Raw genomic sequence first — 24,402 nt, 5'->3', positions numbered from 1 at the left:
GCATTACCCAGTTCTATGGAGCGCGTCGACATGGCAGGCAATACCCCAAAAGCAAAGACTTTATACGATAAATTGTGGGATGACCATTTAGTAAAACAACGCGATGATGGCTCAGCCTTACTTTATATCGACCGTCATTTATTACATGAAGTAACTTCGCCCCAAGCTTTTGAAGGTTTGCAGCTGGCAGGTCGTAAACCTTGGCGTTTAAGTGCCAATGTGGCCACGCCAGACCATAACGTACCCACCTCAAAAACCGAGCGCGAGCAGGGTATTGCCGGTATTGAAGATGACACTTCGCGTATCCAGGTACAGACCCTGGATGACAACTGTAAAACCTTCAATATTGTTGAATTTGATATTAACGATATTCGCCAAGGGATCGCGCACGTGGTTGGACCTGAGCAAGGTTTGACCTTGCCGGGCATGACTGTGGTGTGTGGTGACTCGCATACGGCAACTCACGGTGCATTTGGCTGTTTGGCGCACGGTATCGGGACTTCAGAAGTTGAACATGTATTGGCAACCCAGTGCCTGGTTCAAAAGAAAATGAAGAACATGTTGGTGCGTGTTGACGGCAAATTGGGTCAGGGCGTTACACCAAAAGATGTGGTATTGGCGATTATCGGTAAAATCGGCACTGCAGGCGGTACCGGTCACGCGATTGAATTTGGCGGTCAGGTGTTCCGTGACATGTCTATCGAAGGTCGTATGACCGTATGTAACATGGCGATTGAAGCCGGTGCCCGTGTCGGTATGGTCGCTGTTGATGACAAAACCATTGAATACGTGAAAGGCCGTAACTATGCACCGAAAGGTGAGCAGTGGGATGCCGCTGTAGCCTACTGGAATACCTTGCACTCTGATGAAGGCGCGCATTTCGATACTGTGGTGGTGTTGCAGGGTGAAGAAATTGAACCGCAAGTTTCTTGGGGGACTTCTCCTGAAATGGTAATTCCGGTGTCCCAAGCGGTGCCAACCTTGGAACAGGCCAAAGATGACGTGCAACGCAATGACTGGACCCGTGCTTATCAATATATGGGTTTAAATGCCGGTCAGGCATTGGCAGACATTCAGTTAGACCGCGTATTTATCGGTTCTTGCACCAACTCGCGTATTGAAGATATTCGCGCTGCTGCTGAAGTGATTAAAGGCCGTAAAGTGGCTGCTTCAATTAAACAGGCCATGGTGGTTCCGGGTTCTGGTTTGGTAAAACAGCAGGCTGAAGCTGAGGGTCTGGATAAAGTATTCTTGGATGCAGGTTTTGAATGGCGTGAACCGGGCTGTTCAATGTGCTTGGCCATGAATGCTGACAAATTGCAACCGGGCGAGCACTGTGCCTCAACTTCTAACCGTAACTTCGAAGGTCGTCAGGGCAATGGCGGTCGTACGCACTTGGTGAGTCCTGCGATGGCAGCTGCTGCAGCGATTGCCGGTCATTTCGTTGACGTACGTACGTTCTAGTTTAAGCCCTCATCCCAACCTTCTTCCTGCGCCATATCATGGCGCAAGAGAAGGAGTTCCCTCTCCTTGTAGGAGAGGGTTAGGGAGAGGTTACGGATTTATTGGGAAATAAACATGAAAAAATATACCGTTGAACAAGGTATCGTTGCACCATTAGACCGTGCCAATGTCGATACAGATTTAATTATTCCAAAACAGTTTTTGAAATCGATCAAACGTACCGGTTTTGGTGAAAACTTATTTGATGAATTGCGTTATCTGGATGAAGGCTATCCGGGTCAGGACAACTCAAAACGTCCTAAGAATCCAGATTTCGTCTTGAACCAGCCGCGTTATCAAGGTGCGACAGTTTTAATTTCACGTGCCAACTTTGGTTGCGGTTCAAGCCGTGAGCATGCGCCATGGGCGTTGAACGAATACGGTTTCCGTACCGTGATTGCACCAAGCTATGCCGACATTTTCTTTAATAACAGCTTTAAAAATGGCATGTTGCCGGTGATCTTGTCTGAAGAAATCGTCGATCAGTTATTTAAAGAATGTGCGGCAACTGAAGGCTACCAGTTAACCATCGACCTGGAAGCGCAGGAAGTACGTACGCCATCGGGTGAGAGCTTTAAATTTGAAGTCGATCCATTCCGCAAACACTGCCTGTTGAATGGTCTGGATGATATTGGCTTAACTTTACAGGCTGCGGATGATATTCGTGCCTATGAAGAAAAGACCAAACAGTCACGTCCTTGGGTATTTCAGGAAATTCATGGTTAATTACTTGAATTTTCAGCGCTAGTAGTATCCAGGCCTAACTCTTGCTAATATCGGATCCATAAAAATATTTAGTTGGCTTTAATTGGTGAGGGTTGGGCTCAAACAATGACAAAAGTTTATGGTCAGCTTGCTGTACTGGGTCTTGTGGCCGCATTTTTAAGTGCGTGCCAAAGCATTGATACAGTACGGATTAAACATGTAAAAGAAACTGAAAGTAGCAAAACGAATGCCTTGATTTACTGTGCGGGTACTGCAAACTGTGAATTTGAACGTTTAAATAAAATTCAAATTATTGATGCAGCCCAGCGCCGTGTAAATAGTGCCGCGGTTGAATCGGGTATTTTACGTTTACAGGCAAACTCCTTAAGTCAGCCGAATGCGTTATATCTTTCAATCCCTCCGGGGCAACATGAAGTGGTGATCCGCTTTTATCCGATTTCCAGGGATCGTGCCGAAACCCTTCATGTTTTTCACCAGTTTAAGCCGAAGCAGCGTTACATTTTTAAAATGTACCGTGAACGCAATAAACAGCAGGGCAGCTTGCTGAATGTATCTGCACCTGAACCCTTGTGTGTAGATCTCCTGCAAGAACACAAGACAATCCGACGTTTCTGCAGACCCTACAATGCCTTGACCGGTCTGGGTGAGTTTGTGGAAAAGAAAATTTAAAATCCCGTCGATGGAATGCATCGACTTCATAAATGGAAACACTCATGTCAAAACATATTTTGATTTTACCAGGTGATGGTATTGGTCCTGAAATCGTAAAAGCAGCTGAACAGGTGCTTGCACGCGTGAATGAAAAATTTAATCTGGGTTTGACTTGGGAACAGGGGTTATTGGGTGGTGCAGCGATTGATGCGCATGGCGAACCGTACCCAGCAGTAACTTCTGAACAGGCGAAAAAAGCCGATGCCATTTTATTGGGTGCTGTCGGTGGTCCAAAATGGGATACGATTGAACGTTCAATCCGTCCAGAGCGTGGCTTATTAAAATTACGTAGCGAACTCAATTTATTCGCAAACTTGCGTCCAGCAATTCTTTACCCGCAACTTGCCGGTGCTTCAAGCTTGAAACCTGAAATCGTATCAGGCCTGGATATCCTGATTGTTCGTGAACTCACCGGGGGGATCTACTTCGGTCAGCCACGTGGCATCCGTGAACTGGAAAATGGTGAAAAACAGGGTTTCAACACTGATGTATATGCAGAGTCAGAAATCAAACGCATTGCCAAAGTTGCCTTTGAAATGGCGAACTTACGTGGCGGTAAAGTATGTTCAGTCGATAAAGCCAATGTTCTTGAAGTGACCGAGCTTTGGAAGCAAACAGTAACTGCACTGAAAGAAGAGCAATATCCAGAAATCAACTTGTCGCATATGTATGTCGACAATGCAGCGATGCAGCTGGTACGTGCGCCTAAGCAGTTTGACGTGATCGTGACGGGTAACCTGTTCGGTGACATCCTGTCTGATGAAGCAGCGATGCTGACGGGCTCTATCGGCATGTTGCCATCTGCCTCGCTGGATGAAAACGGTAAAGGCATGTATGAGCCATGTCATGGTTCAGCACCTGACATCGCAGGTCAGAATATTGCCAACCCATTAGCCACCATTCTTTCAGTTGCCATGATGCTGCGTTATACCTTCCGTGAAGAAACAGCCGCACAAGCTATTGAAGATGCAGTAGGCAATGTACTGGACCAAGGTTTACGTACTGGTGACATCATGTCTGAAGGCAATACCCAAGTAGGTACAGTGGAAATGGGCCAAGCGGTGGTAACAGCATTGAACTAAGTTCGCTGAGCCGTAAAAACGCAGCCTTGAGCTGCGTTTTTTATTGCGTTGTTTGCTGAGTTAACAGGTACGGCCAGTGTAATAAACTGATTTGGCCATGTTGTTTTCTAAACGGAAAATAATTTTGCATTGCAAGTTCACATCATAGCTTTGGGCCCGAGGTGTCACGGGTATCGGAATATTGCCAGCATCAATATCGGCAGGATTCTGTGCTATCGGTACCGGAATGGTGACAGGACGTATCACCGTATATGTGAGTGTCTGGTCATTTGCGACAGGTGCTAACACCTGCTGGTAACCTATGCTGTTCAAATCCAGTCTGGCTTGAATGCTTTGACTGGTCTGCCCGATAAACTGCTGTAAATAGGCATCACGTTGTTGTGCACTGGTTAGGGAGGATGTGGTACTACAACCATATATCAAGCCCAGAGTTGCAAAAAGACCTAGAGAATGAAGAAATGACATTACCTTTTCTCCATTGAAATAAAACTTTATTTTAAACAGAGAAACTTGAATGAATGTTGTGATCTGATACACGGTCAGTAAGTGGAGTCGCAATAAAAAAAGCCACTGTTTAAGTGGCTTTTGCTTACGCTAAAACTTAGCGTGCACGATAAGTAATACGACCCTTGGTCAAATCATAAGGCGTCATTTCTACTTTCACACTGTCGCCAGTTAAAATACGAATATAGTGTTTACGCATTTTACCAGAGATGTGGGCAATCACTTCGTGACCGTTCTCTAAACGTACACGGAACATAGTATTAGGAAGCGTCTCGGTGACAACGCCTTCGAACTCGATGAGTTCCTCTTTATTGGCCATAGCCTACCTGAATGAATAAATTGGAAAGGCGCAAATTATAGTCAATTTTTTTGCATAAAACAAGGCGGAATGCGGCTTTGCTCGTTCATCTGTCAGTTAAATAAGCGAACTCTCTGTATAAAGATTTTCTGTAAAAAGCGCATTGTTCTGTTGTCAGTTTGGTCAATCACAGTTAATCTAAAATCAATCTTTTTAAGTATAAATGAAGAACATACAAGGAAGGTCTTTGCGTGGGTCAGCTAACGGATGCATCAGTTGTTTTACGATTGGGTTATCAAGCCATTCGTCGTGCAGGTTTGCCAACTGAAGAAATTTTAATGAAAGCTGGTGTAGCCTTAAATCAGGTCGAAACCAATGATCGTACCCCGCTCAGTGCCCAATATGCGTTTTGGGTGGCTGCGGAAGAGGTCAGTAAAGATCCTGATATAGGTTTGCATTTGGGTGAACACCTGCCTTTATATCGTGGTCAGGTGATCGAACACCTGTTTATTTCCAGTGAAAACTTTGGTGAAGGGCTGAAGCGCGCACTGGCCTATCAGCGTCTGATCAGTGATGCCTTTCATGCCACACTGGTAATTGAAGATGACCGCTGCTATTTAACCAATGGCGAGCAACCTTGGGGCGAAAATATCGTCAACCGTCATTTTTCGGAATGTGCGCTTTCAGGTGTATTGCGTTTTTTCAAATTTATTACTGAAGGTCGTTTTCAGCCGATCTATATCGATTTTAACTTCAGTCAGGGCGCACCCGATGATGAGTATTTCCGGGTCTATGAATGTCCAGTCAGCTTGGGGCAAAAAGAAACCCGTTTATATTTTGATCCTGCGATTTTAGATTACCAGTTATGGCAAGCAGAGCCGGAACTGTTGCAGTTACATGAGCAACTGGCAATTGAAAAGCTGCAAGAGCTAGCGCGTTATGATCTGGTTGGTGAAGTGCGCCGCGCGATTGGTTCGACTTTAGAAAGTGGTGAAACCACTTTGGAAACCGTAGCCACGCATTTAAATATTACGCCGCGCCGTTTACGTACCCAGCTGAGTGAAGCCAATACCAGTTTTCAGCAAATTCTGTCTGATTATCGCTGTCGTTTGGCAAAGAAATTATTGGCCAATACAGCGGAAAGTGTAGAACGGATTGTTTATCTCACTGGATTTTCCGAGCCGAGCACTTTTTATCGTGCCTTTAAGCGCTGGACCAATGAAACACCGGTGGAGTATCGTAAGCGCAAGCAGCGTTAAGTTCTTTGATTAAAAAATTCCCCTAAATCCCCCTTTTTCAAAGGGGGACTTTCGTTTTTAAAGCCTCGAAATGGAGCACCTCCCTTTGGAAAAGGGAGGTGGGGAGGGATTAAATCACTCCGGCATATTTAACCAGTGCGGGCCCAAAGGCATTTTAGGAAGCTCAAACTGCTCAGGGTAATCGGCATGGATAAAATACAAGCCATCCGGGGGAGCTGTGATTCCTGCTGCCTTGCGGTCTTCAGCAGCAAAAATGCTATCAATATGATCAACATCATACATGCCCTGACCAATTTCCAGTAAACAGCCCATGATGTTGCGTACCATATGGTGCAAGAAGCCATCTGCCTGAATATCTAAAATCAGATAGCAACCATGTTGAATCAGGCGACAATGCTTGACATGACGAACCGGCTGGTTAGATTGACAGGCTGCGGCACGGAAACTTTCAAAGTTATGCGTGCCTTCAAACTTTTTCGCCGCTGCAATCATCTTTTCTACATCTAGCGGATAATAGGCATGCGTGACCTGTTTATGCAGAAGCGCGGGGCGCTGCGGATTGTTGTAGACTACATAACGATAACGACGTGCCTGAGCCTTAAAGCGGGCATGGAAATCGTGGTCCATCTGCTTGATCCACTGAAAGGCGATATCTTTAGGCAGCTGGCTGTTTGCACCCATCAGCCAGCCACGAATCGGGCGGATGGCATGGGTATCGAAATGGGCCACCATATTGGTGGCATGCACTCCAGCATCGGTACGACCTGCACCGTGCAAAATGATCGGTTCATCGGCAATTTTGCTCAGCACTTTTTCAATGGTTTCCTGCACGCTTGGAACGCCAGGCTGCTGAGTTTGCCAGCCTCTATATCGAACGCCACAAAACTCAATACCGACCGCAAAACGTTGCATATTTACCTCAAATTACACGTGATCATGCCAATGAGCCTGCCATTGGTCTACAGTGTCGTATTGTAAATACATTTTCAGTGCTTTTGCATAAAGATCTGCATGTCCCAGGCAATCACTCAGGATGATATTGGCTTGCAGTGTCCATTGGCTAATGGCATAACGCTGGTCAATTCCCCCAAAAGGCACTTGAGTGGTTAAAATCACCGCACAGCCGGCTTGTTGCAGTTTTTGAATGCAAGCAATCAGTTGATCATTCACTGCCAGATTTCCTGTGCCAAAGCCTTGCAGAATCAGGAAGTTGGGTGGGGCCTGACAAATGGTTTGCAGATTGGCAATCTGCTGGAACAAATTCAGGGGCTGCATCATCAGGCTTAAACAGTTAAAGGTCGCAGCCTTGCTGATATCATCCTCATGGACGATATAGCTGGGGCTATGGGCAATAGGTTCGGCTGCATTGATTCCGCTAAAGGCATCCAGTTCTGTGGTATGAATTTTTAATGCGGTCTGGGCATGAACCAAATGATGATGAAAAGCCAGATAAACCCCTACCGGATATTTAACTACACAGTCTAATGCAAAGTTCAAATTGTCAATCGCATCGGTAAATTCGCGGGTATTGTCTCCCGCCGTATTTAACAGGGGATACTGGCTACCGGTCATGACCACATGTGCAGATTGGCCCAAAAAGCGTGACAGGACGGCGCTGGCATAACTGAGGGTATCCGTTCCATGAATAATCACAAAATGTTCAAAATGCTGTAGCTGAAGCTGTTGAATAGATTGAACCAGTTTCAGCCAGTCTGGGGCTGTACAGGCACTACTGTCCTGAATGGCCGGTGCAACAAAACATTCGATCTGCTGATCGAGAGGGAGAACATGTTGCAGTTTCGGAATAAATTGCCCGGCCGGCATCGGGCTGAGTGGATCACCAATACAGCCAAATGTACCGCCCATATAGATTAATGCTATTTTTTTCATCATAAAAAAAGCAGCCAAGGATCACTGCTTTATAGTAGATCGAAATCGCTTAAGATGCTATTTGATTGCGTAAATGATCTGCCTGCTGGCGTTGTTCAGGCGTATAGCCAGCCTCTTGCTCTGACAGTAATTCGCGTGCCGATTCCAATGCGCCGAGCTGAATGTATTGCTGTGCCAGCTCCAGATTCAGGTTGATTTCATCCACTTCAGTCAGCTCAGGGAAGGATTGAACCAATGGATCATTTTTATCTGCTTTGGCTGCAGATGAGCTGATATTGCTAATATCAAAGTTTACGCCTGCAGCTTTTGCTGGCACTACTTCCGCAGCTGGTTCTTTAATCGTGCTTGCAGGCTCTAAATTAAAGTCCAGATCCAGACTTGGCGTGGTCTCTTCAGCTGCAACTTTTGTTTCAGCTGCTGGCGCTTCTGCAATGGAAAAATCAAAATTAAATTCAGGTTTTTCTTCTACCGCAGGTTCAATACTGGCAGCTTTCTCAGTTGCCGGTTGTTCGGTTGTTGGAGTGTCTAAACTAAATGAGAAATCCAAAGGCTGGATTTCTTGAACCGGGGCAGCTTCTGGTTGGCTTTCTGCTACAGGTGCAGGATCAAGATTGAGGTTGTTAAAATCTAGCGGCTTGATTTCTTCAGCAGGAGCAGGGGTAGCTTCAACTTTGGCTGCTGTATCTAAAGATAGGGTGTTAAAATCAAGGGGTTTGATTTCTTCAACCGGAGTAGCTGCTATTTCTGCTTTTGGGGCTGTATCTAAAGATACAGAATTGAAATCAAGAGGTTTGATTTCCTTAACGACTTCCGGCTGAGTCGAAAGCGATTCCTGCTGTAACTGATCAAAGGCAAGATCATTTTTTGTTGCAGCGGGTACAGCATCACTCATTAAAGCATCAAAAGCAGCCGTAGTTTTTGTTTCTGCAACCGCTGGTTCAGCTGCTTTAGTAACAGTTGATGATGGCTTAAACTCAATCGTATCTTTAGCGTTTACACTTTCATGATTTGAGGCAGGGGTGACACTTTCTTGATCATAGGCTGCTTTTTTAGCAAGCGCCTGTTCCAGAAAATCATCCAGTTCTAATGAGCGCAGGTGATTAATCAGCTGGCTGATGGCAAATTCATCTTTCTGCAGGATGTGAATGTCCAGCAACAGCAAATACAACTCATGCTGTGAGTTGTCTTTATTTAAAGCCTGGTTAATTTGTGCTTCGGCAGAGAAAAAATTGTTTTCGCGAATCAGGGCTTCAATTTTACTGCGGACATCGGCAGCTAAAGGGGTTGTTTTTTTCTTTGCAACAACAGTATCAGCAACTTCTTTTGTTTTTGTCACTGTTTTTTTAGTTGAGCTTACTTTTTGAGTTTTGCCCTTAGCTGTTGTTGTTTTACCTGATTCTTGGCTGTCTTGACGTTTTTTGAAAACGACCAAAACAATAATTAATATTACTAATGGAATCACATAAATCAGCATGTTTTAACCCCTAGAGAGTAGGACTTTAGAGATGTGCCTACTCAAAAAATCATCGTATGTAACATTGAGTTAGTGTATTGGCTTCTTATCTGCCTGTTGAGCTTTCAATTGTTGCTGCAATTGGGCTAGACGGGCATTTAATAATTGAATTCTGTGATCCTTCTGATTTAGTGCCAATTCTAATTGAGTTACGTTTCTCTGTAATCTAACGGTTTTTTCGCGAGATGTCATAACTTTTAATGATAACTCATTAGAAGTTTGTTTTTTTTCTGTGTTCTTTTTGGCAGAACCGCTGGCTGAATCTTGTTCTTTCTCTGCAACCAGGCTCATTTCTGCCTGATTCAAGCGATATTTGGCCTTAGCCGACTGATTGGACGGTTTGGAAGGTGCTTTGGCTAAATGAGCAACTTTTGCTTTTGGCTCTTCTTTTGGGGTGGCCCCAGTATTTAAATTCAAAGCGGCGCCGCGACGCAAACGGTTCACATCACCTTGAATAAACGCATGCTCATTATTGGCCTTGATTTGCTTCATGACTTCGCCAATCGGACGATTTTGCTCAGTGGCCACACGTGATGCAATTGCCCAGAGTGACTCATTTGACTGCACCACATGCTTGCTGGCCTGTGCTGTCACGGTAGGCTGAGGCGATGTTGCAGGTGCTGTTTCCGGTTTGCTTTTCGGTGCTGTAGCTGCTACAGGTTCTGCTGCTACTTTGGGTTTAGCCATTTGTTGATGTGCAGATGCTGCATATTGTCTGACTAAAGGATCTGCCGAGATACTAGGGTTTAAAGCATTTGAATTATTTGAAATTTTTGCTTCATTTTTTGTTGAAATTTTTGCCGGAATGGTACTCTTGCTTTCAGTCGGAGCATTTTGCGGAGTTTGAACCGGCTGTACAGATGGCACTGCCATTGCAGAAATAACCACAGGTGCAGCAGAACTGTTTAAACTCGGTGGAGCAGCTTTATGGAGCATTAATGGCGCTTCAAATGATTGCTGAAGTGCCGTTTGTGGTTTTTCAATCCGATATTGTGTACTTTCAGGCAGTTGTAATGCAATATCCTTTTCACTGACAATGGTGATTGGGGTTAACGGTTTTTCATTGCCTGAGAGTCGGGCCTGAATATTTGCCTGGCTGCGTTTCAGCGGGGTCCTGATATGCTGTAAACGTGTCGCATTGCCTTCCTGAATTTTAATAATAATGTTCAGTTCAGCATCCGTTAATGGGCGTGACGAGGTAATGGTAATGACACCATTGCCCGAGCTATCGCGACGGGTAAAGAAATTGAGATGTCCGGGAGCTTGATAGGCAACACCTAAAGTTGCGATATCTTCCGCATCAGCCAGGCTGGCCTGAATTTGTGCCTGCGGATCAGCATTGCGGAAATTCATTTCTGCATACAGTAATTCACCTGCTGCAGATTGAACTTGAATAGGATCAATAGTAATCGCATGAATATTCTGCGAAGCAATAATGGCTAAAATGGCTATCTTTAATTTGTTATATACGGTCATCTTAATCTTTAGCTCGGTTTTTTTATCGCACTGCGAAAGTTATAGATTAACGAGGTGTTGAAGAATTGTAAAACATTTAACATAAAGGATACATAAAAAAAGCCGATCAATTGTGACCGGCTTTTCTTTCATTTAGCAATTAAGCATTTTTGTAATCGATCAGGATACGTAACATGCGGCGTAAAGGTTCTGCAGCCCCCCAGAGCAATTGGTCACCTACAGTGAATGCACCCAGGTATTCTTTACCCATGTTCAGCTTGCGTAAACGGCCTACTGGAACAGACAGGGTACCTGTGACTGCTACCGGAGTCAGATCAGTCATCGATGCTTCACGGGTGTTCGGCACAACTTTAGACCAGTCGTTTGCACTTGCGATGATATCTTCGATTTCATCAAGCGGTACATCTTTTTTCAGTTTCAATGTCAGTGCTTGAGAATGGCAGCGCATTGCACCAATACGTACACAATGGCCATCAATAGGAACAATCTGCGAGTTACCCAGGATTTTGTTGGTTTCAACCTGGCCTTTCCACTCTTCTTTCGACTGACCGCTTTCAAGCTGTTTGTCGATATACGGAATCAAGGAACCTGCTAAAGGCACGCCAAAGTTTGCTGATGGGAAACCTTCACCGCGTTGTAATGCCGCAATTTTAGAATCGATATCCAAAATTGGAGAGCGTGGATCGTCTAACAAGTCTTTGGTGTTGTTATACAGATAGCCCATACCGTTGATGAGTTCACGCATGTTTTGCGCGCCCGCACCCGAAGCGGCCTGGTAAGTCATTGAGGTTGCCCATTCCACCAGATTGTTCTGGAACAGACCGCCTAAGCCCATCAGCATCAAGGAAACGGTGCAGTTACCGCCAACGAAAGTTTTAGTACCTTTCACCAAACCTTCTTTGATCACGTTCATGTTAACAGGGTCAAGCACGATGATGGCTTCATCCGCCATACGCAAGGTAGATGCCGCATCAATCCAGTAACCATTCCAGCCTTCAGCTTTCAGTTTCGGGAAAACCTCAGTGGTGTAATCACCACCCTGGCAGGTAATAATGACATCCATTTGCTTCAGACTGTTAATGTCTGATGCATCCATAAGTGCTGGGGCAGTCTTACCGCCAAACGCAGGCGCTTCACCACCTGCATTACTGGTAGAAAAATAGAATGGCTCAAAATGAGCGAAATCATTCTCTTCAACCATACGTTGCATAAGGACGGAACCCACCATCCCGCGCCAACCGACCAGACCTACTTTCATGCCACTTCGCCTCGGTGCGTTAAAAAAATCAAAAGGGATTCGAGTGTATCAAAAAGGGACGTGACTGCAAGTACTACATAATGAAAACATCAATATTATTGAGCGAAATATCTTGTTTATGTTACATACAAAATTGATAAAGTTTTTCAACTGCAGATCAAATTACCAAGATAAAAAGAGTAAAGCTGATGATTTGGGTGGAAATAATTGCAGTTCTGGTGATATGGCTGACATTCTGGTCACTGATTCCACGGAATGAATGGTGGATTCGAGGTGCTGATTTTCCACGTTTGCAAATTCTGTTTTTAGGAGTGATTGCTTTTATTCTGCTGCTGGTCTGGGATCAGCCCTGGAATTTAACACGGAAAATTATTTTTATCGGTCTGATGGCGGCACTGGCGTACCAGCTCAAAATGGTGCTGCCTTATACCTTTATCTGGAAAAAGCAGGTCAAGCATGTTCGCAAACATCAGCTGAATCTGGACAGGCAAATTTCCCTGATTATTTCCAATGTCCTGACGACAAACAACAAATACCAGTTGCTGCTTGGGCAGATTCAAAAATATCAACCTGATTTGGTATTAACTTTGGAATCAGACCGGGTCTGGCAAAAAGCACTTTCCGTGATTGAAAAAGATTATCCCTACCGGGTGCCTGTACCTCTGGATAATTTATACGGTATGCATCTGTATAGCCGTTTAGAGCTGAAAGATACCGAAGTCAAGTTCATCTTAAGTGATGAGATCCCTTCCATTCATACCACAGTCATTTTACGTTCAGGTCAGCCGGTACAGCTTTATTGCCTGCATCCCAAACCGCCCAGCCCCACTGAAGCGAAAGATTCGACGCTAAGGGATGCGGAACTATTAATTGTGGGTGACCAGATCAAGGATCTGGATGAAAGCTGCATTGTGATGGGAGATTTGAATGACGTGGCCTGGTCGAGAACAACCCGACTGTTTCAGCGGATAAGTGGCCTGCTCGATCCACGGGTGGGGCGGCACTTTGTGAACACCTTCCATGCCGATTATCCCTTATTGCGTTGGTCACTGGATCATATTTTTCACAGTACCGATTTTGCCTTGGTGCGCATGAAAAGGTTGTCCCATATCGGTTCAGACCATTTTCCGGTATATGTGGTTTTACAGACAGGACGGATTTTTGAACAGCTGCAAGAGGAGTTGGAGCAAACGGATGCCGATGAGCGGGAGGCACACGAAACAATAAAAGAAGGTATTGAAAAAGCTGAAAAAGAAGAAAAACCAGTCACCGATGAAATTGCCCAGGCCTATAAAAATGGGATAAAGCAGACTGAATAAATAATAGAAAAGTGTACGAAATGGCTTACACCGATTTAGGTCAATTGCGAATAGTTCTTTTTTCTAAACTCATTTAATCTAAACTCATCAGCCAAGGAGCCGGGAAAGGAACATCCCATTATGGAAGACGAAACAGGTGGCTGAGAGAAAGTCATCATGGATATGATGCAGCAATGGACAGCAATAACAGAATAAAAATAACACTTGGAAGCACAACCTCATGTACCCGAGTTTTGCAGGACGCAGAACTCGGGTTTATGGTTTTATAGAACATCCTAAAAATAAAATTTCAGTCATGTATTTATCAAAATTTCAAGAACTTAAAATTTATATCGTAAATTTTACGGAACTATCACGTGATGCTTTACATATTTATACCGGGCTGACGCTATTCTTTATCGTGGCGTTTTTCCACCATCGTCAGTTGAAGTCGAAGTGGGCGATTTGGACTGTACTCATTGTTGCAATTGCTGCAGAGCTGTTTGATGCCCGTGATGATTTAATCAATCATGGGCTGTGGCGCATTGGTGCCAGTCTGCACGATATCATCAACACCATTTTCTGGCCGCTGCTCATTTGGCTCATGGCACGATTTCGGCTGTGGAAGGGTTAAGCGTATCGAGGGGTTAATTCTATGATGACTTTTGCAATCTCAATGCCTGCCATCCTCCTATATCCAATAGTTACTAAAATTTGTTTTTAGTTTCGGTATTGCTCACCGCGTGTCGCCCTTGAAAAATGCCCTATCAATGCAGTCTATTTCAAGACTTGCTTATATAAGTTAAGCGTCTGATCACACATCTCTTTCAGGCTAAACATTGTGACCGGCTTCACTTGTTGCGGTTCATCCAGATGCTGCTTGACCGCATTGAACAGTGCAGTGTGATCATCCACGGCAATTAAACCTTGTGGATAGACCTGCGATAAAATTTCTGCCACGCCACCACGGTTCCAGCCAATCACCGGTGTACCGACAGACAGGGCTTCTAAAGCTGTACGACCAAAGGTTTCCGCCTGATTGGAAAGGGAGAGCACCACATCGCTAAATGCCAGCCATTCACGAATATCTGAGCGATGACCCACGAAAGTGATTTTGTCAGTTAAGCCCTTGCTTTGAATGGTGTCCTGCATTTCTTTCAAATAAGCGGCTTTTTTCGGGTCAGCGCCGCCCACCACCACTGCATGCAAATTCGGGTAGTGTTGCTGTAATTTTTCGACCAATTCAATCAGGGTTTCATGGCCTTTTAAACGGGTAATCCGTCCTGGAAGGCAAAGCAGAAACTTGTTTTCCAGCTCGGGAAAATCTTTAAAGGTTTGATTCAGCCATTGTACAGACGGCTGATAACCATGCGGAAAAGCAGCAGGGTCTATGCCACGGTAAATCCGCACAATATCCTGCGCTGGGCAGTTTTTGTAATTGTCAGTGATGTATTTGACCACACTGTCAGATACGGCAATGACTTTTTCAGCCCGGGTCATAATTTGGCTATAACGGTTAATCGAATAGAAGCCATGCACGGTACTGATTAAATGTGGACGACGCGTAGCAGGAATGCCTTTTAAAGCAAAATGGGTCAGCCATGCAGGCACGCGGGAACGCACATGCACGATGTCGGGCTGGTGCTGCTCGATCAGCTGACGCAGTGGACGAATTTGCCATAAGCTCGACAGGGCTTTTTTATGAATGGCCAAGGTCAGATGCTTTGAGCCTTCGGCTTCAAGCTGGGCCACCAGCCGCCCACCATTCGACACCACTAAAGATTCATGACCCTCTGCAACCAGGGCGCGGGCGATTTCTAAAGTACCGCGTTCTACGCCACCGCTATTCAGTTCAGGAAGAAGTTGCATCACTTTCATGGTTTTTTGCCTTATATGTTCATAAAGATGAATAATTCACAGGTACATCATCTTAAACAATAAATTTTTATTCGAAATTTACTATCGTGATAGCGACATGGATGTCGCCGTTTCGCTGTGTTGCAAGGATGTAACATCAGCGGAACACAGGATTGTTGCTTACTTTTCATCCCTGAAAAGTAAGGTATGCCTATTCGAAAGTATTTGTATATCACCTTAAATCAAGGCTGTGTTCACTGCCAATTTAAAATCATTGCATCTATATCAATAGATTTCCTCAAAGCCTTCCGGACGGGTCTTAAAGCGACGATGGAACCACATGTATTGGGTCGGGGCAATACGCAGCTGACGTTCAATAATCTGGTTGACCCGGGTCGCATCATCCACTTCATCATCACTTGGCAGATTATCCACAACGGGTTCAATCAGCACGTGATAACGCGGATCCTTTAAATCACCCGTGCGATAAAAATATAAAGGAATGGGTACGGCTTTGGAGATTTTCAGTAAACGGCGATGTGCCGTGACTGTGGCAGCAGGCGTACCGAAAAACGGTGCCATCACGCCCTGCTTTAAACCAAAATCCTGATCCGGACTATACCAGATCGCGTGTCCCTCTTTCAGATTGCGGATCAGGCCACGCATGTCGTCATGGTCAATTTGATGGGCATAAATGGTGGCACGACAGCGGTAAATCAGCATGTCGAGCAGGGGATTGTTCTGCGGACGATAGACCACATCCGGTTCGAAATACTGGGCACACAGGTAGCCACCGGCATCAAGCAAGGTGGAATGCGTTCCGAGCAATAAAACCCCTTTTCCTGCGGCTTGGGCATTTTGAATATGTTCCAGACCTTCAATCGTGACGCGGCCTTTAAACCAGTGCGGGCAGTACCAGGCATTCAAGGTTTCAAAGATCCCAATCATCTGGTCTATAAAAACCTGACGCGCATGTTCCTGTACCTGTTCAGGCGTCCATTCAGGAAAACAGACTTCCAGATTACGGACTGTGGTTTTACGCCGAGATTTCAGCTTGTTGAACGCCAAATTGCCCAGAAAAGTGGCCAGACGGTACTGAATCGCCCAGGGTAAAATCGCCAAAATCATCAGAAATACAATCCCAATCCAGATGCCCCAGTATTGAGGCAGCAGGAAAGACCATTGGAATTCTCCGGGAGTGTAATCTGGCTTTTTACTCATAGTGACCATTTTGAACAAAAGTTTTTTGCAAGTGTAACATGAAGTTATTTTTTAAATAAAAAAGCACCTGTAAAGTCAATTACAGGTGCCCGCATGATGAACCAGATTAATTGCCGTTAACAAGATTTTCCAATTCTTCCCAACGCTCTAATTTTTCCAGTAACAGGTCATCAATTTCAGTCAGGCGGTTGGAAAGTTTCATGGCTTTGTCTGCATCGCTCACAAACAGGGAACCATCGGCAAGTTGAGCGTTAATTTCAGCTTGCTCTTTTTCCAGCGCTTCCATTTCAGCAGGCAGTTGCTCTAAAGCACGCTGATCTTTATAGCTGAGTTTCACTTTCTTTGCTGGAGCAGGTTCAGCGGCTTTGGCTTCTGCTTTGGCCACGGCTTTTTTGACATCACTTTTCTGATCCACCACAGTCTGATCAGGGCGTTGTTGCAAGTAATCCTGATAGCCGCCGATGTATTCATCGATATTGCCTTTACCGTCAAATACCCAAGTGGATGTCACGACGTTGTCCATAAAGGCACGGTCATGCGAAATCAGCAACAGGGTACCTTTATAATCGCCGAGCATTTCTTCCAGCAGTTCAAGCGTCACCATATCCAGGTCGTTGGTGGGTTCGTCCATCACAATCAGGTTGGATGGTTTGAGCAACAGTTTGGCAAGCAGAATACGGTTACGTTCACCACCGGAAAGCGCTTTGACCGGGGTACGCGCACGTTCAGGTGAGAACAGGAAGTCCTGTAAATAGCTATAGATATGACGACGCCCACCGTTGACATCAACAAAGTCCGAACCTTCAGAGACGTTTGCCGCCACGGATTTTTCCAGATCCAGTGCATTACGCAGCTGGTCAAAGTAGGCAACCTCAAGCTGGGTACCGGTTTTCACCGAACCGCCATGTTCAATTTCACCTAAAATGGCTTTAATCAGGGTGGTTTTGCCGACACCGTTATCACCGACTAAACCAATGCGGTCGCCACGTAAGACCAGCGCTGAGAAATCCTTGATAATCGGTTCCTGATTGCCAAATGCCACACGTAGATGCTCAATTTCGAACACCACTTTACCTGAGCGGCTGGCTTCCTGAGTCGCCATGCTGACTTTGCCTTGCTGGAAGCGACGTGCCTTGGATTCTTCACGTAAGGCTTTTAAGGCACGGACACGGCCTTCGTTACGGGTACGGCGCGCTTTAATGCCTTGGCGAATCCAGGCTTCTTCTTCGGCCAGTTTTTTATCAAACAGCGCATTCTGTTTTTCTTCGGCTTCCATCTGCTGCGCTTTTAAGTCGAGATAACGTGAATAGTTACCTTCATAGCTGCGTAAAATGCCGCGATCCAGTTCTACAATACGGGTGGCAATGTTGTCGACAAATGAACGGTCATGCGAAATAAATAACAGGGTCAGGTTATTTTGATCGAGCAGGAATTTTTCCAGCCATTCAATACTTTCAACGTCCAGATGGTTGGTCGGTTCGTCCAGCAGCAACACATCGGGTTGCATCAACAAAGCACGGGCGAGCAGTACACGACGTTTACGACCACCGGACAAATCAGCCAGATCTGCCTCAGGATCTAGCCCCATCTTGCTTAAAATGGAATTGACTTTGGTCTCTAAAGCCCAGCCGTCCAGCTGATCCATCTTGTGTTGCAAATGACCCATACGGTCGCAGGCTTCCATATCTCCCAGTACACAGGCATCACTGGCTTCATGATATGCTTTTAATACTTCGGCAGCTTCACCTGCACCCTCGGCAACAATATCAGCGACTTTGCCGGAATCCATCGGGACATCTTGAGCCAGCATGGAGATGGTAATGCCATTTTGCAACGAAACTTCACCGCTATCAGGCAGTAAACTTCCTTCGATGAGTTTAAGTAAGGTAGACTTACCTTCACCATTACGGCCAATCAAACAGACCCGTTCACCGCGTTCCAGATTAAAGTTCGCGCCGTCGAGCAGGGACGGTCCGCCAAACGCAAGTTGGACATCCCTTAAAGTAATATAGGCCATACTGTTTCCTGAAATCCCCAATGAGGACTTAAAATGACTAAACAAAAAAATCTTAATGATCAGGCGTCATTTTCCGCACACTTGGAAGATTTGCAAGTCCGAATTACATTTTTAGATGATTTAGTTGAACAACTCAATGAACAGGTGACACGCCAACATATTGAAATTATGGATTTAAAGAAGCAAATGCAGCTGCTTTATCAGCGTGTGGAATCGGCCGATTTATCGGAAGGCATTGCCGCCTTTGACCCGATGACCAACCGCCCACCGCATTATTGAGCCGGACCCGTCCGTGTATTAAAGCCTTGGTATTGATCAGGGCTTTTTTATTTGAAAAAGAACTTAACTTATCCTTTGCTGCGCCATTGAATAACCTTCTAAACGCAGGGTATTCCGGTTAAGTCATGGCGCAGAATAGAAAACCTCAAGCATAAAATATTTGACCTTTGCCATGGTTCCCGTTCTAATGCACCGCATCTGCCTAGCCGAACTGTCTATTCGAAGATATGAGTCATAAAGTCGTTCTTCTTGATCTTGAAAATAATATGCCGACTGCGCAATTGTTACGTAACATCATTCCGCATTACGCGGCAATTTACCTGTTTAATTGCCAGGGAAAATTTGAATATTCTCTGGAAGATTTAACAGAGTTTTCAAGTTGGGTCAGCAGCGGGCAAGTGGTCATTCTGGAAACGGCAGAAGTCGAGCATAAAGAGTTTGAATACGCAGTTGTGGTTGGACAATTGCTTGCGCTGCTAGATGCTGATACCTCTATTGAACTCATATCTGCCATGCCAAGCAGTGAAACGCTGCTGGAAATGTTGCAGTCTTCCAACCTGAACTGTAGCCTGATTCAGGTTCAGGCTGAAGAACCGGCTTTAAATTCAAAATACAAAATTCCCAGTGTCGAGACCATTCTGCAAAAACCTGATTTGCTCTTAGTCAAAAAGTATTGTGACGCTTTGGGGAAAATGAAGGGCAAACCGAATACGCTGGAGAAACTGAAGAACTCGCTGGCGAATATTTTGCAAGTCGAAAATGATCAGCTTCAGCATCTCACTGGCTTATTGATTAATCTAAAAATTGTGAAACGTTTTGACCAGCAAATCAGTTTCCGTAAAAAAGTCATTAAGCAATGGATGCAACTGGATTTGGAGCAGAAAACATCGGTAGAAAAATCTCCAAATATTTCTGCTGCTTTTGCGGAGTTATCCCCTGAATCTTCACGACAAGACGTAGAAGAAGTGCAGGACGGACAGGCCAAAACCTTGCATCAGGCGCAAAAAGAGTTATTTAAAAACTTTTCCAAGATTGATCCGGTGCAGGTGATTGTGGCGCAAAAACTACGCGAATTAAAATCCGACAAACCCAAAGACATTTATGCCTTGCGCGATTTGCTGGAGCAGCTTTTCCCGAAGTCGGATGTGCGATTGTTGCTTAAGGAATTGATTGAAAAGGGATATATTTACTGGAATGGCAGTGAGGTCCTGTATAGTCATGAGCTGTTCCTGAATTAATTTCATCGCATGAGGGGAAGCATGAAAAAAATATTATTATTGGATATAGAGAATTTACATAAAACAGAAAAAGATTTATTGCGATATTTATCCCAATATCACTCCATTTATTTGGTTTATGCAAAATCTCCAGTGAATTTCAGCTTAGATGGGGTAGTAAAAATCTCACCCTATGTGATGAATGGTAAATTGAAAGTGCTTAAAATGCCGAGAGTTGGTAAGGATGCTGCGGATTTTGGTTTAGCATTTATTGCGGGTCAATTATCAACACAAGTCAGTGCAAAAGAATTCAATTTTGAGCTAATGTCGAATGATCATTCAATGGATTATATTGCTGATTTACTTAAAATTGCACAATTTGATGTGACTATTATTCAAGAAAAACCGCTGGTCGCTCCTCATATTGTACAGGAGTTAAAAGCTGAGTTTAATGTAGATAAAATGGTTTATCTTTATTGTGAAAATTTACAAAAACAAAATTTTAGCAAACCTGCAAAATTAGAAAGTTTAATCAATTCTTTAAAAGCTAATTTAAAAGTGGAAGAAGAGGTAGCAAAAGTTGTAGTTGAAGAGCTGAAAAAGAAAAAAGTGATTAAAATTGATGCGAATAAAATTAGTTATAATGTTGCTTCTATTTTAAAAGTAGTTAAAGTTTTTTCTGCTGAAACTGCTGAAACTGCTGAAACTGCTGAAACTGCTGAAACTGCTGAAACTGCTGAAACTGCTGAAACTGCTGAAACTGCTGAAACTGCTGAAACTGCTGAAACTGCTGAAACTGCTGAAACTGCTGAAGAAATCGAAAAAAAACTAACTATGATTCAAATTAGATTAGTCTCTTATCTAGCAACAGTAAATCATCCTCGTCCCAAATCTTTAACTGGATTCACCAGCGTTTTAAAGAAATGTATTCCAGATCAAGATGTGGATGAAGCTATTAGCTTACTCAAGAAATATGATCTAATTCAAATAAATAGCAAGCGTCAGATAAGCTATAGTTCAATCCTGTTACCGAATTAAATGTATGTCGATACTTGCGTTTTATATTCAGCTTATGCAACTCTAATAAAGGAATAAAAAGGTTGTACTATGGAAAATACTGGAATTTGGATTACAGTCTTCATCGTGCTGTTTGTGCTCGGCTCAATTTTCGGGCTACGTGTCAGCCCAAGAGAGAAAGCATTAGGTCTGATGCGTGAAAGAGCGCGCAAGATGGCTTTGCATCCGCGTTTAGTGGCCGCTCCCGATTGGACCAAAGTGCCCATGGCAACGGAAAAACGCGCCAGCATGGTGGCCTATTACAGTGTCTTAATTCCAGATGCCCGACTGCCATTGATGCGTGCACGGGTCGAAGATCAAAAACTCAAAGTTGTGCAGGGCGATGAAAAGTTTAACGATTTGCCCATTGCATTAAAGGGCATTTATGCTATTGATATGCAGGCAAACTGTGTAGGACTCTATTGGGATGAAGAATCAGACCTTCGGGCAACTCAGTTAGATGACATCAAAGCTTATTTAACGTCTTTGGCTGAACTTTAATTTATAACTCCATCAAACAGGATTAACGGTTAACTATGGCGAACGCTCCTCGGTCCACATCCAAAAGCACCCCAGCAAAATCACCGAGTGCTGCGAACAAACGTGCCTTAGTGATTGTGGAGTCGCCTGCAAAAGCGAAAACAATCAACAAATATCTGGGTCCAAATTACATCGTAAAATCATCGGTGGGCCATGTCCGTGACTTGCCGACTGGCGGTTCGAAAACGGCAGAGAAAAAACCGGCAACCCGTACCAAACTGACCGATGAACAAAAAGCGGAAAAAGCGCAACAGGCTTTGGTCAACCGTATGGGCGTTGACCCTGAGCATGGCTGGAAAGCACACTATGAAGTGCTTCCGGGCAAAGAAAATGTCGTAGCGGAACTGAAAAAACTGGCATCGCAAGTCGATGAAGTCTACCTCGCAACGGATTTGGACCGTGAAGGGGAAGCCATTGCCTGGCATTTAAAAGAAGTGATTGGTGGAGATGATTCACGCTATCAGCGTGTGGTGTTTAACGAAATTACCAAAAATGCCATTCAGGAAGCCTTTAAACAGCCGGCACGCCTGGATATCGATAAGGTCAATGCGCAGCAAGCGCGTCGATTCTTGGACCGTGTTGTGGGCTTCATGATCTCGCCACTGTTATGGGAAAAAATTGCCCGCGGTTTGTCTGCAGGTCGTGTACAGTCGGTTGCAGTCAAACTGGTGGTGGAACGTGAACGTGAAATTCGTGCCTTCATTCCTGAAGAATACTGGCAGGTTTTTGCAGACACCAAATCCCAAAAAGATGATATCCGTCTTGAAGCGGTGAAGCAGGGCGGTAAAACCCTCAAGCTGCACAATAAGGCTGAAACCGATGCCTTATTGAATCTGATTAAAGATGCTGAATATAAAGTTGCCAGTCGTGAAGATAAACCGACCAAGGTCAACCCAAGCGCACCATATATCACCTCAACCCTGCAACAGGCTGCAAGCACACGTTTAGGTTTTTCTGTAAAGAAAACCATGATGCTGGCGCAGCGTCTGTATGAAGCAGGTTTTATCACCTACATGCGTACCGACTCCACTTTCCTGAGCGATGATGCAGTCAATATGGTGCGTGGTCATATTGAATCTGAGTTTGGTGCAAAATATCTGCCTGCCAAGCCAAACCGTTATGGCAACAAGGCGGGTGCACAAGAAGCCCATGAAGCCATTCGCCCTTCAAATGTGGCGTTGAAAGGCGACAGCCTTGCAGGCGTAGAACGTGATGCACAGCGTTTGTATGACCTGATCTGGCGCCAGTTTGTCGCCTGTCAGATGACTCCGGCAGAATATCTGTCTTCGACCATTTTAGTCGATGCCAACGGTGTGGAACTGAAAGCCAAAGGCCGTACTCTGGTCTTTGATGGTTTCACCAAAGTGCGCGGACAAAACAAGTCGGATGATGATGTGTTGTTGCCTGCCGTGAAAGTGGGTGAAATACTGAAACTGGAAAAACTGGATCCATCGCAACACTTCACCAAACCGCCGGCACGTTTCACTGAAGCCTCACTGGTAAAAGAATTAGAGAAAAAAGGTATTGGTCGTCCTTCGACTTATGCCGCCATTATTTCCACCATTCAGGATCGTGGCTATGTGAAGCTGGATAATCGTCGTCTTTTTGCCGAAAAGATGGGTGAAATTGTGACCGATCGTCTGGATGAAAGTTTCAATAACCTGATGAACTATGACTTTACCGCAGATCTTGAAGGTCAGCTGGATAAAGTGGCCGATGGTCAGCGGAACTGGAAAGAGTTGCTGGATAATTTCTACGGCGACTTTAAGAAACGTCTCACTACTGCTCAAGGTGAACATGGCATGCGCCGTAACCTGCCTGTGGAAGTGGAAGCAGTGCATTGCCCTGAATGTTCGCGTCCAATGCAGATTCGTACTGGAACCACAGGCGTATTTTTGGGATGTTCAGGCTATAACCTGCCGCCTAAAGAGCGCTGTAAAGGCACGCTGAATTTAACCCCGGTTGAATCTCTGGCTGCGCTCTCGGATGACGATGCAGCAGAAACGGCTGACTTGATGTCGAAAAAACGCTGTCCGATTTGTGGTACAGCCATGGACAGCTATGTAATTGATGGTGGTCGTAAACTGCATATATGCGGGAACAATCCGGACTGTGCCGGTTTTGAACTGGAAGAAGGCGAGTTCAAGATCAAGGGGTATGATGGTCCAACCATTCCATGTGATAAATGTCATGGCGAGATGCAGCTCAAGACCGGTCGTTTTGGTCCTTATTTTGCCTGCACCAGCTGTGACAATACCCGTAAAGTGTTAAAGAATGGTCAGCCTGCACCTCCGCGTGTAGATCCAATTAAAATGGAACACCTGCGTTCGACCAAGTATGATGATTTCTTTGTCCTTCGTGATGGTGCGGCAGGTTTATTCCTGGCGGCCAGCAAATTCCCGAAAGTGCGTGAAACCCGCGCACCGAAAGTGGCTGAACTCCGTACCGTGGCCGAGCAGCTGGATCCAAAATACCAGTTTATTTTGCAAGCACCGGATGTCGACCCTGAAGGCAACCCAACCTTGGTGAAATTCAGTCGTAAGAATCAGGCGCAATATATTGGTTCGGAAACGCCTGAAGGCAAGCAAACCAAATGGTCACTGGTTTTCAATGATGGAAAATGGGTTGAAGCTTAAGTTTTAAGAAATGCAAAAAATGCTGACTTGGGTCGGCATTTTTTATGATTAAATGATTTCT

At 44.8% G+C, this 24,402-nt stretch carries 22 protein-coding genes; 12 read left to right on the top strand and 10 right to left on the bottom strand.

The genetic code is table 11. The features are described 5' to 3' along the window. Nucleotides 1–30: 30 nt before the first annotated feature. The 4 genes from leuC (at nt 31) to leuB (ending at nt 4,022) form a co-directional block, all read left to right on the top strand. Nucleotides 31–1,464 (top strand): 3-isopropylmalate dehydratase large subunit, encoded by a 1,434-nt coding sequence (leuC, locus tag BLP85_RS05210; protein WP_092819076.1) that lies wholly within the window; start codon nt 31–33, stop codon nt 1,462–1,464. A 114-nt stretch (nt 1,465–1,578) separates the two neighbouring features. Then, nucleotides 1,579–2,229, top strand: coding sequence for a 3-isopropylmalate dehydratase small subunit (leuD, locus tag BLP85_RS05205; protein WP_092819075.1), 651 nt, complete (start codon nt 1,579–1,581; stop codon nt 2,227–2,229). 105 nt (nt 2,230–2,334) lie between these two features. Beyond that, nucleotides 2,335–2,898: a hypothetical protein gene (locus tag BLP85_RS05200; RefSeq protein WP_092819074.1), complete on the top strand. Its 564-nt coding sequence runs from the start codon at nt 2,335–2,337 to the stop codon at nt 2,896–2,898. 44 nt (nt 2,899–2,942) lie between these two features. Further along, a complete protein-coding gene (gene leuB / locus BLP85_RS05195; RefSeq protein ID WP_092819073.1) occupies nt 2,943–4,022 on the top strand; it encodes a 3-isopropylmalate dehydrogenase in 1,080 nt (359 codons plus the stop codon). Nucleotides 4,023–4,082: 60 nt separating this feature from the next. Here the strand turns inward: leuB and BLP85_RS05190 are convergent, their stop codons facing one another. Beyond that, nucleotides 4,083–4,487 (bottom strand): hypothetical protein, encoded by a 405-nt coding sequence (locus BLP85_RS05190; protein ID WP_092819072.1) that lies wholly within the window; start codon nt 4,485–4,487, stop codon nt 4,083–4,085. Between the two features lie 136 nt (nt 4,488–4,623). Next, nucleotides 4,624–4,845, bottom strand: coding sequence for a translation initiation factor IF-1 (gene infA, locus BLP85_RS05185; protein ID WP_001284370.1), 222 nt, complete (start codon nt 4,843–4,845; stop codon nt 4,624–4,626). Between the two features lie 230 nt (nt 4,846–5,075). On the opposite strand from infA, the gene BLP85_RS05180 reads away from it, so the two are divergent. Continuing rightward, the gene (locus tag BLP85_RS05180) at nt 5,076–6,083 is read left to right on the top strand and encodes an AraC family transcriptional regulator (RefSeq protein ID WP_086198426.1); all 1,008 of its coding nucleotides are present in this window, start codon (nt 5,076–5,078) and stop codon (nt 6,081–6,083) included. Between the two features lie 114 nt (nt 6,084–6,197). Here BLP85_RS05180 and truA read toward each other — a convergent pair whose 3' ends face one another. The 5 genes from truA to asd all read right to left on the bottom strand — a co-directional run bounded on the left by truA (nt 6,198) and on the right by asd (nt 12,220). After that, a complete protein-coding gene (gene truA / locus BLP85_RS05175; RefSeq protein WP_092819071.1) occupies nt 6,198–6,995 on the bottom strand; it encodes a tRNA pseudouridine(38-40) synthase TruA in 798 nt (265 codons plus the stop codon). Between the two features lie 12 nt (nt 6,996–7,007). After that, nucleotides 7,008–7,976, bottom strand: coding sequence for an asparaginase (locus tag BLP85_RS05170; protein WP_092819070.1), 969 nt, complete (start codon nt 7,974–7,976; stop codon nt 7,008–7,010). Between the two features lie 46 nt (nt 7,977–8,022). Further along, the gene (locus BLP85_RS05165; RefSeq protein ID WP_092819069.1) at nt 8,023–9,447 is read right to left on the bottom strand and encodes a hypothetical protein; all 1,425 of its coding nucleotides are present in this window, start codon (nt 9,445–9,447) and stop codon (nt 8,023–8,025) included. Between the two features lie 69 nt (nt 9,448–9,516). After that, entirely contained in the window at nt 9,517–10,962 is a 1,446-nt protein-coding gene (locus BLP85_RS05160) for a type IV pilus assembly protein FimV (RefSeq protein ID WP_092819068.1), read from the bottom strand. Between the two features lie 139 nt (nt 10,963–11,101). Beyond that, the gene (gene asd, locus BLP85_RS05155; RefSeq protein WP_092819067.1) at nt 11,102–12,220 is read right to left on the bottom strand and encodes an aspartate-semialdehyde dehydrogenase; all 1,119 of its coding nucleotides are present in this window, start codon (nt 12,218–12,220) and stop codon (nt 11,102–11,104) included. A gap of 188 nt (nt 12,221–12,408) precedes the next feature. Between asd and BLP85_RS05150 the strand changes: the two genes are divergently transcribed. Further along, nucleotides 12,409–13,539, top strand: coding sequence for an endonuclease/exonuclease/phosphatase family protein (locus BLP85_RS05150; RefSeq protein ID WP_092819066.1), 1,131 nt, complete (start codon nt 12,409–12,411; stop codon nt 13,537–13,539). A 220-nt stretch (nt 13,540–13,759) separates the two neighbouring features. Continuing rightward, nucleotides 13,760–14,152: a hypothetical protein gene (locus tag BLP85_RS05145; protein WP_228143246.1), complete on the top strand. Its 393-nt coding sequence runs from the start codon at nt 13,760–13,762 to the stop codon at nt 14,150–14,152. Nucleotides 14,153–14,295: 143 nt separating this feature from the next. Here BLP85_RS05145 and BLP85_RS05140 read toward each other — a convergent pair whose 3' ends face one another. The 3 genes from BLP85_RS05140 to BLP85_RS05130 form a co-directional block, all read right to left on the bottom strand. Further along, complete coding sequence (locus tag BLP85_RS05140; RefSeq protein WP_092819065.1) at nt 14,296–15,396, bottom strand: glycosyltransferase family 4 protein; 1,101 nt, start codon at nt 15,394–15,396, stop codon at nt 14,296–14,298. A gap of 264 nt (nt 15,397–15,660) precedes the next feature. After that, nucleotides 15,661–16,596 (bottom strand): LpxL/LpxP family acyltransferase, encoded by a 936-nt coding sequence (locus tag BLP85_RS05135; protein WP_092819064.1) that lies wholly within the window; start codon nt 16,594–16,596, stop codon nt 15,661–15,663. A gap of 106 nt (nt 16,597–16,702) precedes the next feature. Continuing rightward, on the bottom strand, nt 16,703–18,613 hold the full coding sequence (locus BLP85_RS05130) for an ATP-binding cassette domain-containing protein (protein ID WP_092819063.1): 1,911 nt from the start codon (nt 18,611–18,613) through the stop codon (nt 16,703–16,705). Between the two features lie 33 nt (nt 18,614–18,646). On the opposite strand from BLP85_RS05130, the gene BLP85_RS05125 reads away from it, so the two are divergent. The 5 genes from BLP85_RS05125 to topA all read left to right on the top strand — a co-directional run bounded on the left by BLP85_RS05125 (nt 18,647) and on the right by topA (nt 24,341). After that, on the top strand, nt 18,647–18,892 hold the full coding sequence (locus BLP85_RS05125; RefSeq protein ID WP_092819062.1) for a SlyX family protein: 246 nt from the start codon (nt 18,647–18,649) through the stop codon (nt 18,890–18,892). A gap of 227 nt (nt 18,893–19,119) precedes the next feature. Further along, complete coding sequence (locus BLP85_RS05120) at nt 19,120–20,130, top strand: hypothetical protein (RefSeq protein WP_092819061.1); 1,011 nt, start codon at nt 19,120–19,122, stop codon at nt 20,128–20,130. 21 nt (nt 20,131–20,151) lie between these two features. Next, complete coding sequence (locus BLP85_RS14995; protein WP_092819060.1) at nt 20,152–21,147, top strand: PIN domain-containing protein; 996 nt, start codon at nt 20,152–20,154, stop codon at nt 21,145–21,147. 69 nt (nt 21,148–21,216) lie between these two features. After that, on the top strand, nt 21,217–21,666 hold the full coding sequence (locus tag BLP85_RS05110) for an ammonium transporter (RefSeq protein ID WP_092819059.1): 450 nt from the start codon (nt 21,217–21,219) through the stop codon (nt 21,664–21,666). A gap of 35 nt (nt 21,667–21,701) precedes the next feature. After that, nucleotides 21,702–24,341, top strand: a complete 2,640-nt coding sequence (topA, locus tag BLP85_RS05105) for a type I DNA topoisomerase (protein WP_092819058.1) — start codon at nt 21,702–21,704, stop codon at nt 24,339–24,341. Nucleotides 24,342–24,402 lie beyond the last annotated feature (61 nt).

This window comes from Acinetobacter kookii (genome assembly GCF_900096895.1).
Classification (GTDB): Bacteria; Pseudomonadota; Gammaproteobacteria; order Pseudomonadales; family Moraxellaceae; genus Acinetobacter; species Acinetobacter kookii.
The sequence above is the reverse complement of the archived record's forward strand: the minus strand, read 5'-3'. Positions and strand labels throughout refer to the sequence as shown.

Bases quoted from the DNA above. Each gene is read 5' to 3' on its own strand.
- BLP85_RS14995 (WP_092819060.1), top strand. From the start codon at position 20,152: ATGAAAAAAATATTATTATTGGATATAGAGAATTTACATAAAACAGAA.
- topA (WP_092819058.1), top strand. From the start codon at position 21,702: ATGGCGAACGCTCCTCGGTCCACATCCAAAAGCACCCCAGCAAAATCA.
- BLP85_RS05130 (WP_092819063.1), bottom strand. From the start codon at position 18,613: ATGGCCTATATTACTTTAAGGGATGTCCAACTTGCGTTTGGCGGACCG.
- BLP85_RS05160 (WP_092819068.1), bottom strand. From the start codon at position 10,962: ATGACCGTATATAACAAATTAAAGATAGCCATTTTAGCCATTATTGCT.
- BLP85_RS05135 (WP_092819064.1), bottom strand. From the start codon at position 16,596: ATGAGTAAAAAGCCAGATTACACTCCCGGAGAATTCCAATGGTCTTTC.
- leuD (WP_092819075.1), top strand. From the start codon at position 1,579: ATGAAAAAATATACCGTTGAACAAGGTATCGTTGCACCATTAGACCGT.
- BLP85_RS05165 (WP_092819069.1), bottom strand. From the start codon at position 9,447: ATGCTGATTTATGTGATTCCATTAGTAATATTAATTATTGTTTTGGTC.
- truA (WP_092819071.1), bottom strand. From the start codon at position 6,995: ATGCAACGTTTTGCGGTCGGTATTGAGTTTTGTGGCGTTCGATATAGA.
- leuC (WP_092819076.1), top strand. From the start codon at position 31: ATGGCAGGCAATACCCCAAAAGCAAAGACTTTATACGATAAATTGTGG.
- asd (WP_092819067.1), bottom strand. From the start codon at position 12,220: ATGAAAGTAGGTCTGGTCGGTTGGCGCGGGATGGTGGGTTCCGTCCTT.
- BLP85_RS05200 (WP_092819074.1), top strand. From the start codon at position 2,335: ATGACAAAAGTTTATGGTCAGCTTGCTGTACTGGGTCTTGTGGCCGCA.
- infA (WP_001284370.1), bottom strand. From the start codon at position 4,845: ATGGCCAATAAAGAGGAACTCATCGAGTTCGAAGGCGTTGTCACCGAG.
- leuB (WP_092819073.1), top strand. From the start codon at position 2,943: ATGTCAAAACATATTTTGATTTTACCAGGTGATGGTATTGGTCCTGAA.
- BLP85_RS05150 (WP_092819066.1), top strand. From the start codon at position 12,409: ATGATTTGGGTGGAAATAATTGCAGTTCTGGTGATATGGCTGACATTC.
- BLP85_RS05145 (WP_228143246.1), top strand. From the start codon at position 13,760: ATGTACCCGAGTTTTGCAGGACGCAGAACTCGGGTTTATGGTTTTATA.
- BLP85_RS05140 (WP_092819065.1), bottom strand. From the start codon at position 15,396: ATGAAAGTGATGCAACTTCTTCCTGAACTGAATAGCGGTGGCGTAGAA.
- BLP85_RS05125 (WP_092819062.1), top strand. From the start codon at position 18,647: ATGACTAAACAAAAAAATCTTAATGATCAGGCGTCATTTTCCGCACAC.
- BLP85_RS05120 (WP_092819061.1), top strand. From the start codon at position 19,120: ATGAGTCATAAAGTCGTTCTTCTTGATCTTGAAAATAATATGCCGACT.
- BLP85_RS05190 (WP_092819072.1), bottom strand. From the start codon at position 4,487: ATGTCATTTCTTCATTCTCTAGGTCTTTTTGCAACTCTGGGCTTGATA.
- BLP85_RS05110 (WP_092819059.1), top strand. From the start codon at position 21,217: ATGGAAAATACTGGAATTTGGATTACAGTCTTCATCGTGCTGTTTGTG.
- BLP85_RS05170 (WP_092819070.1), bottom strand. From the start codon at position 7,976: ATGATGAAAAAAATAGCATTAATCTATATGGGCGGTACATTTGGCTGT.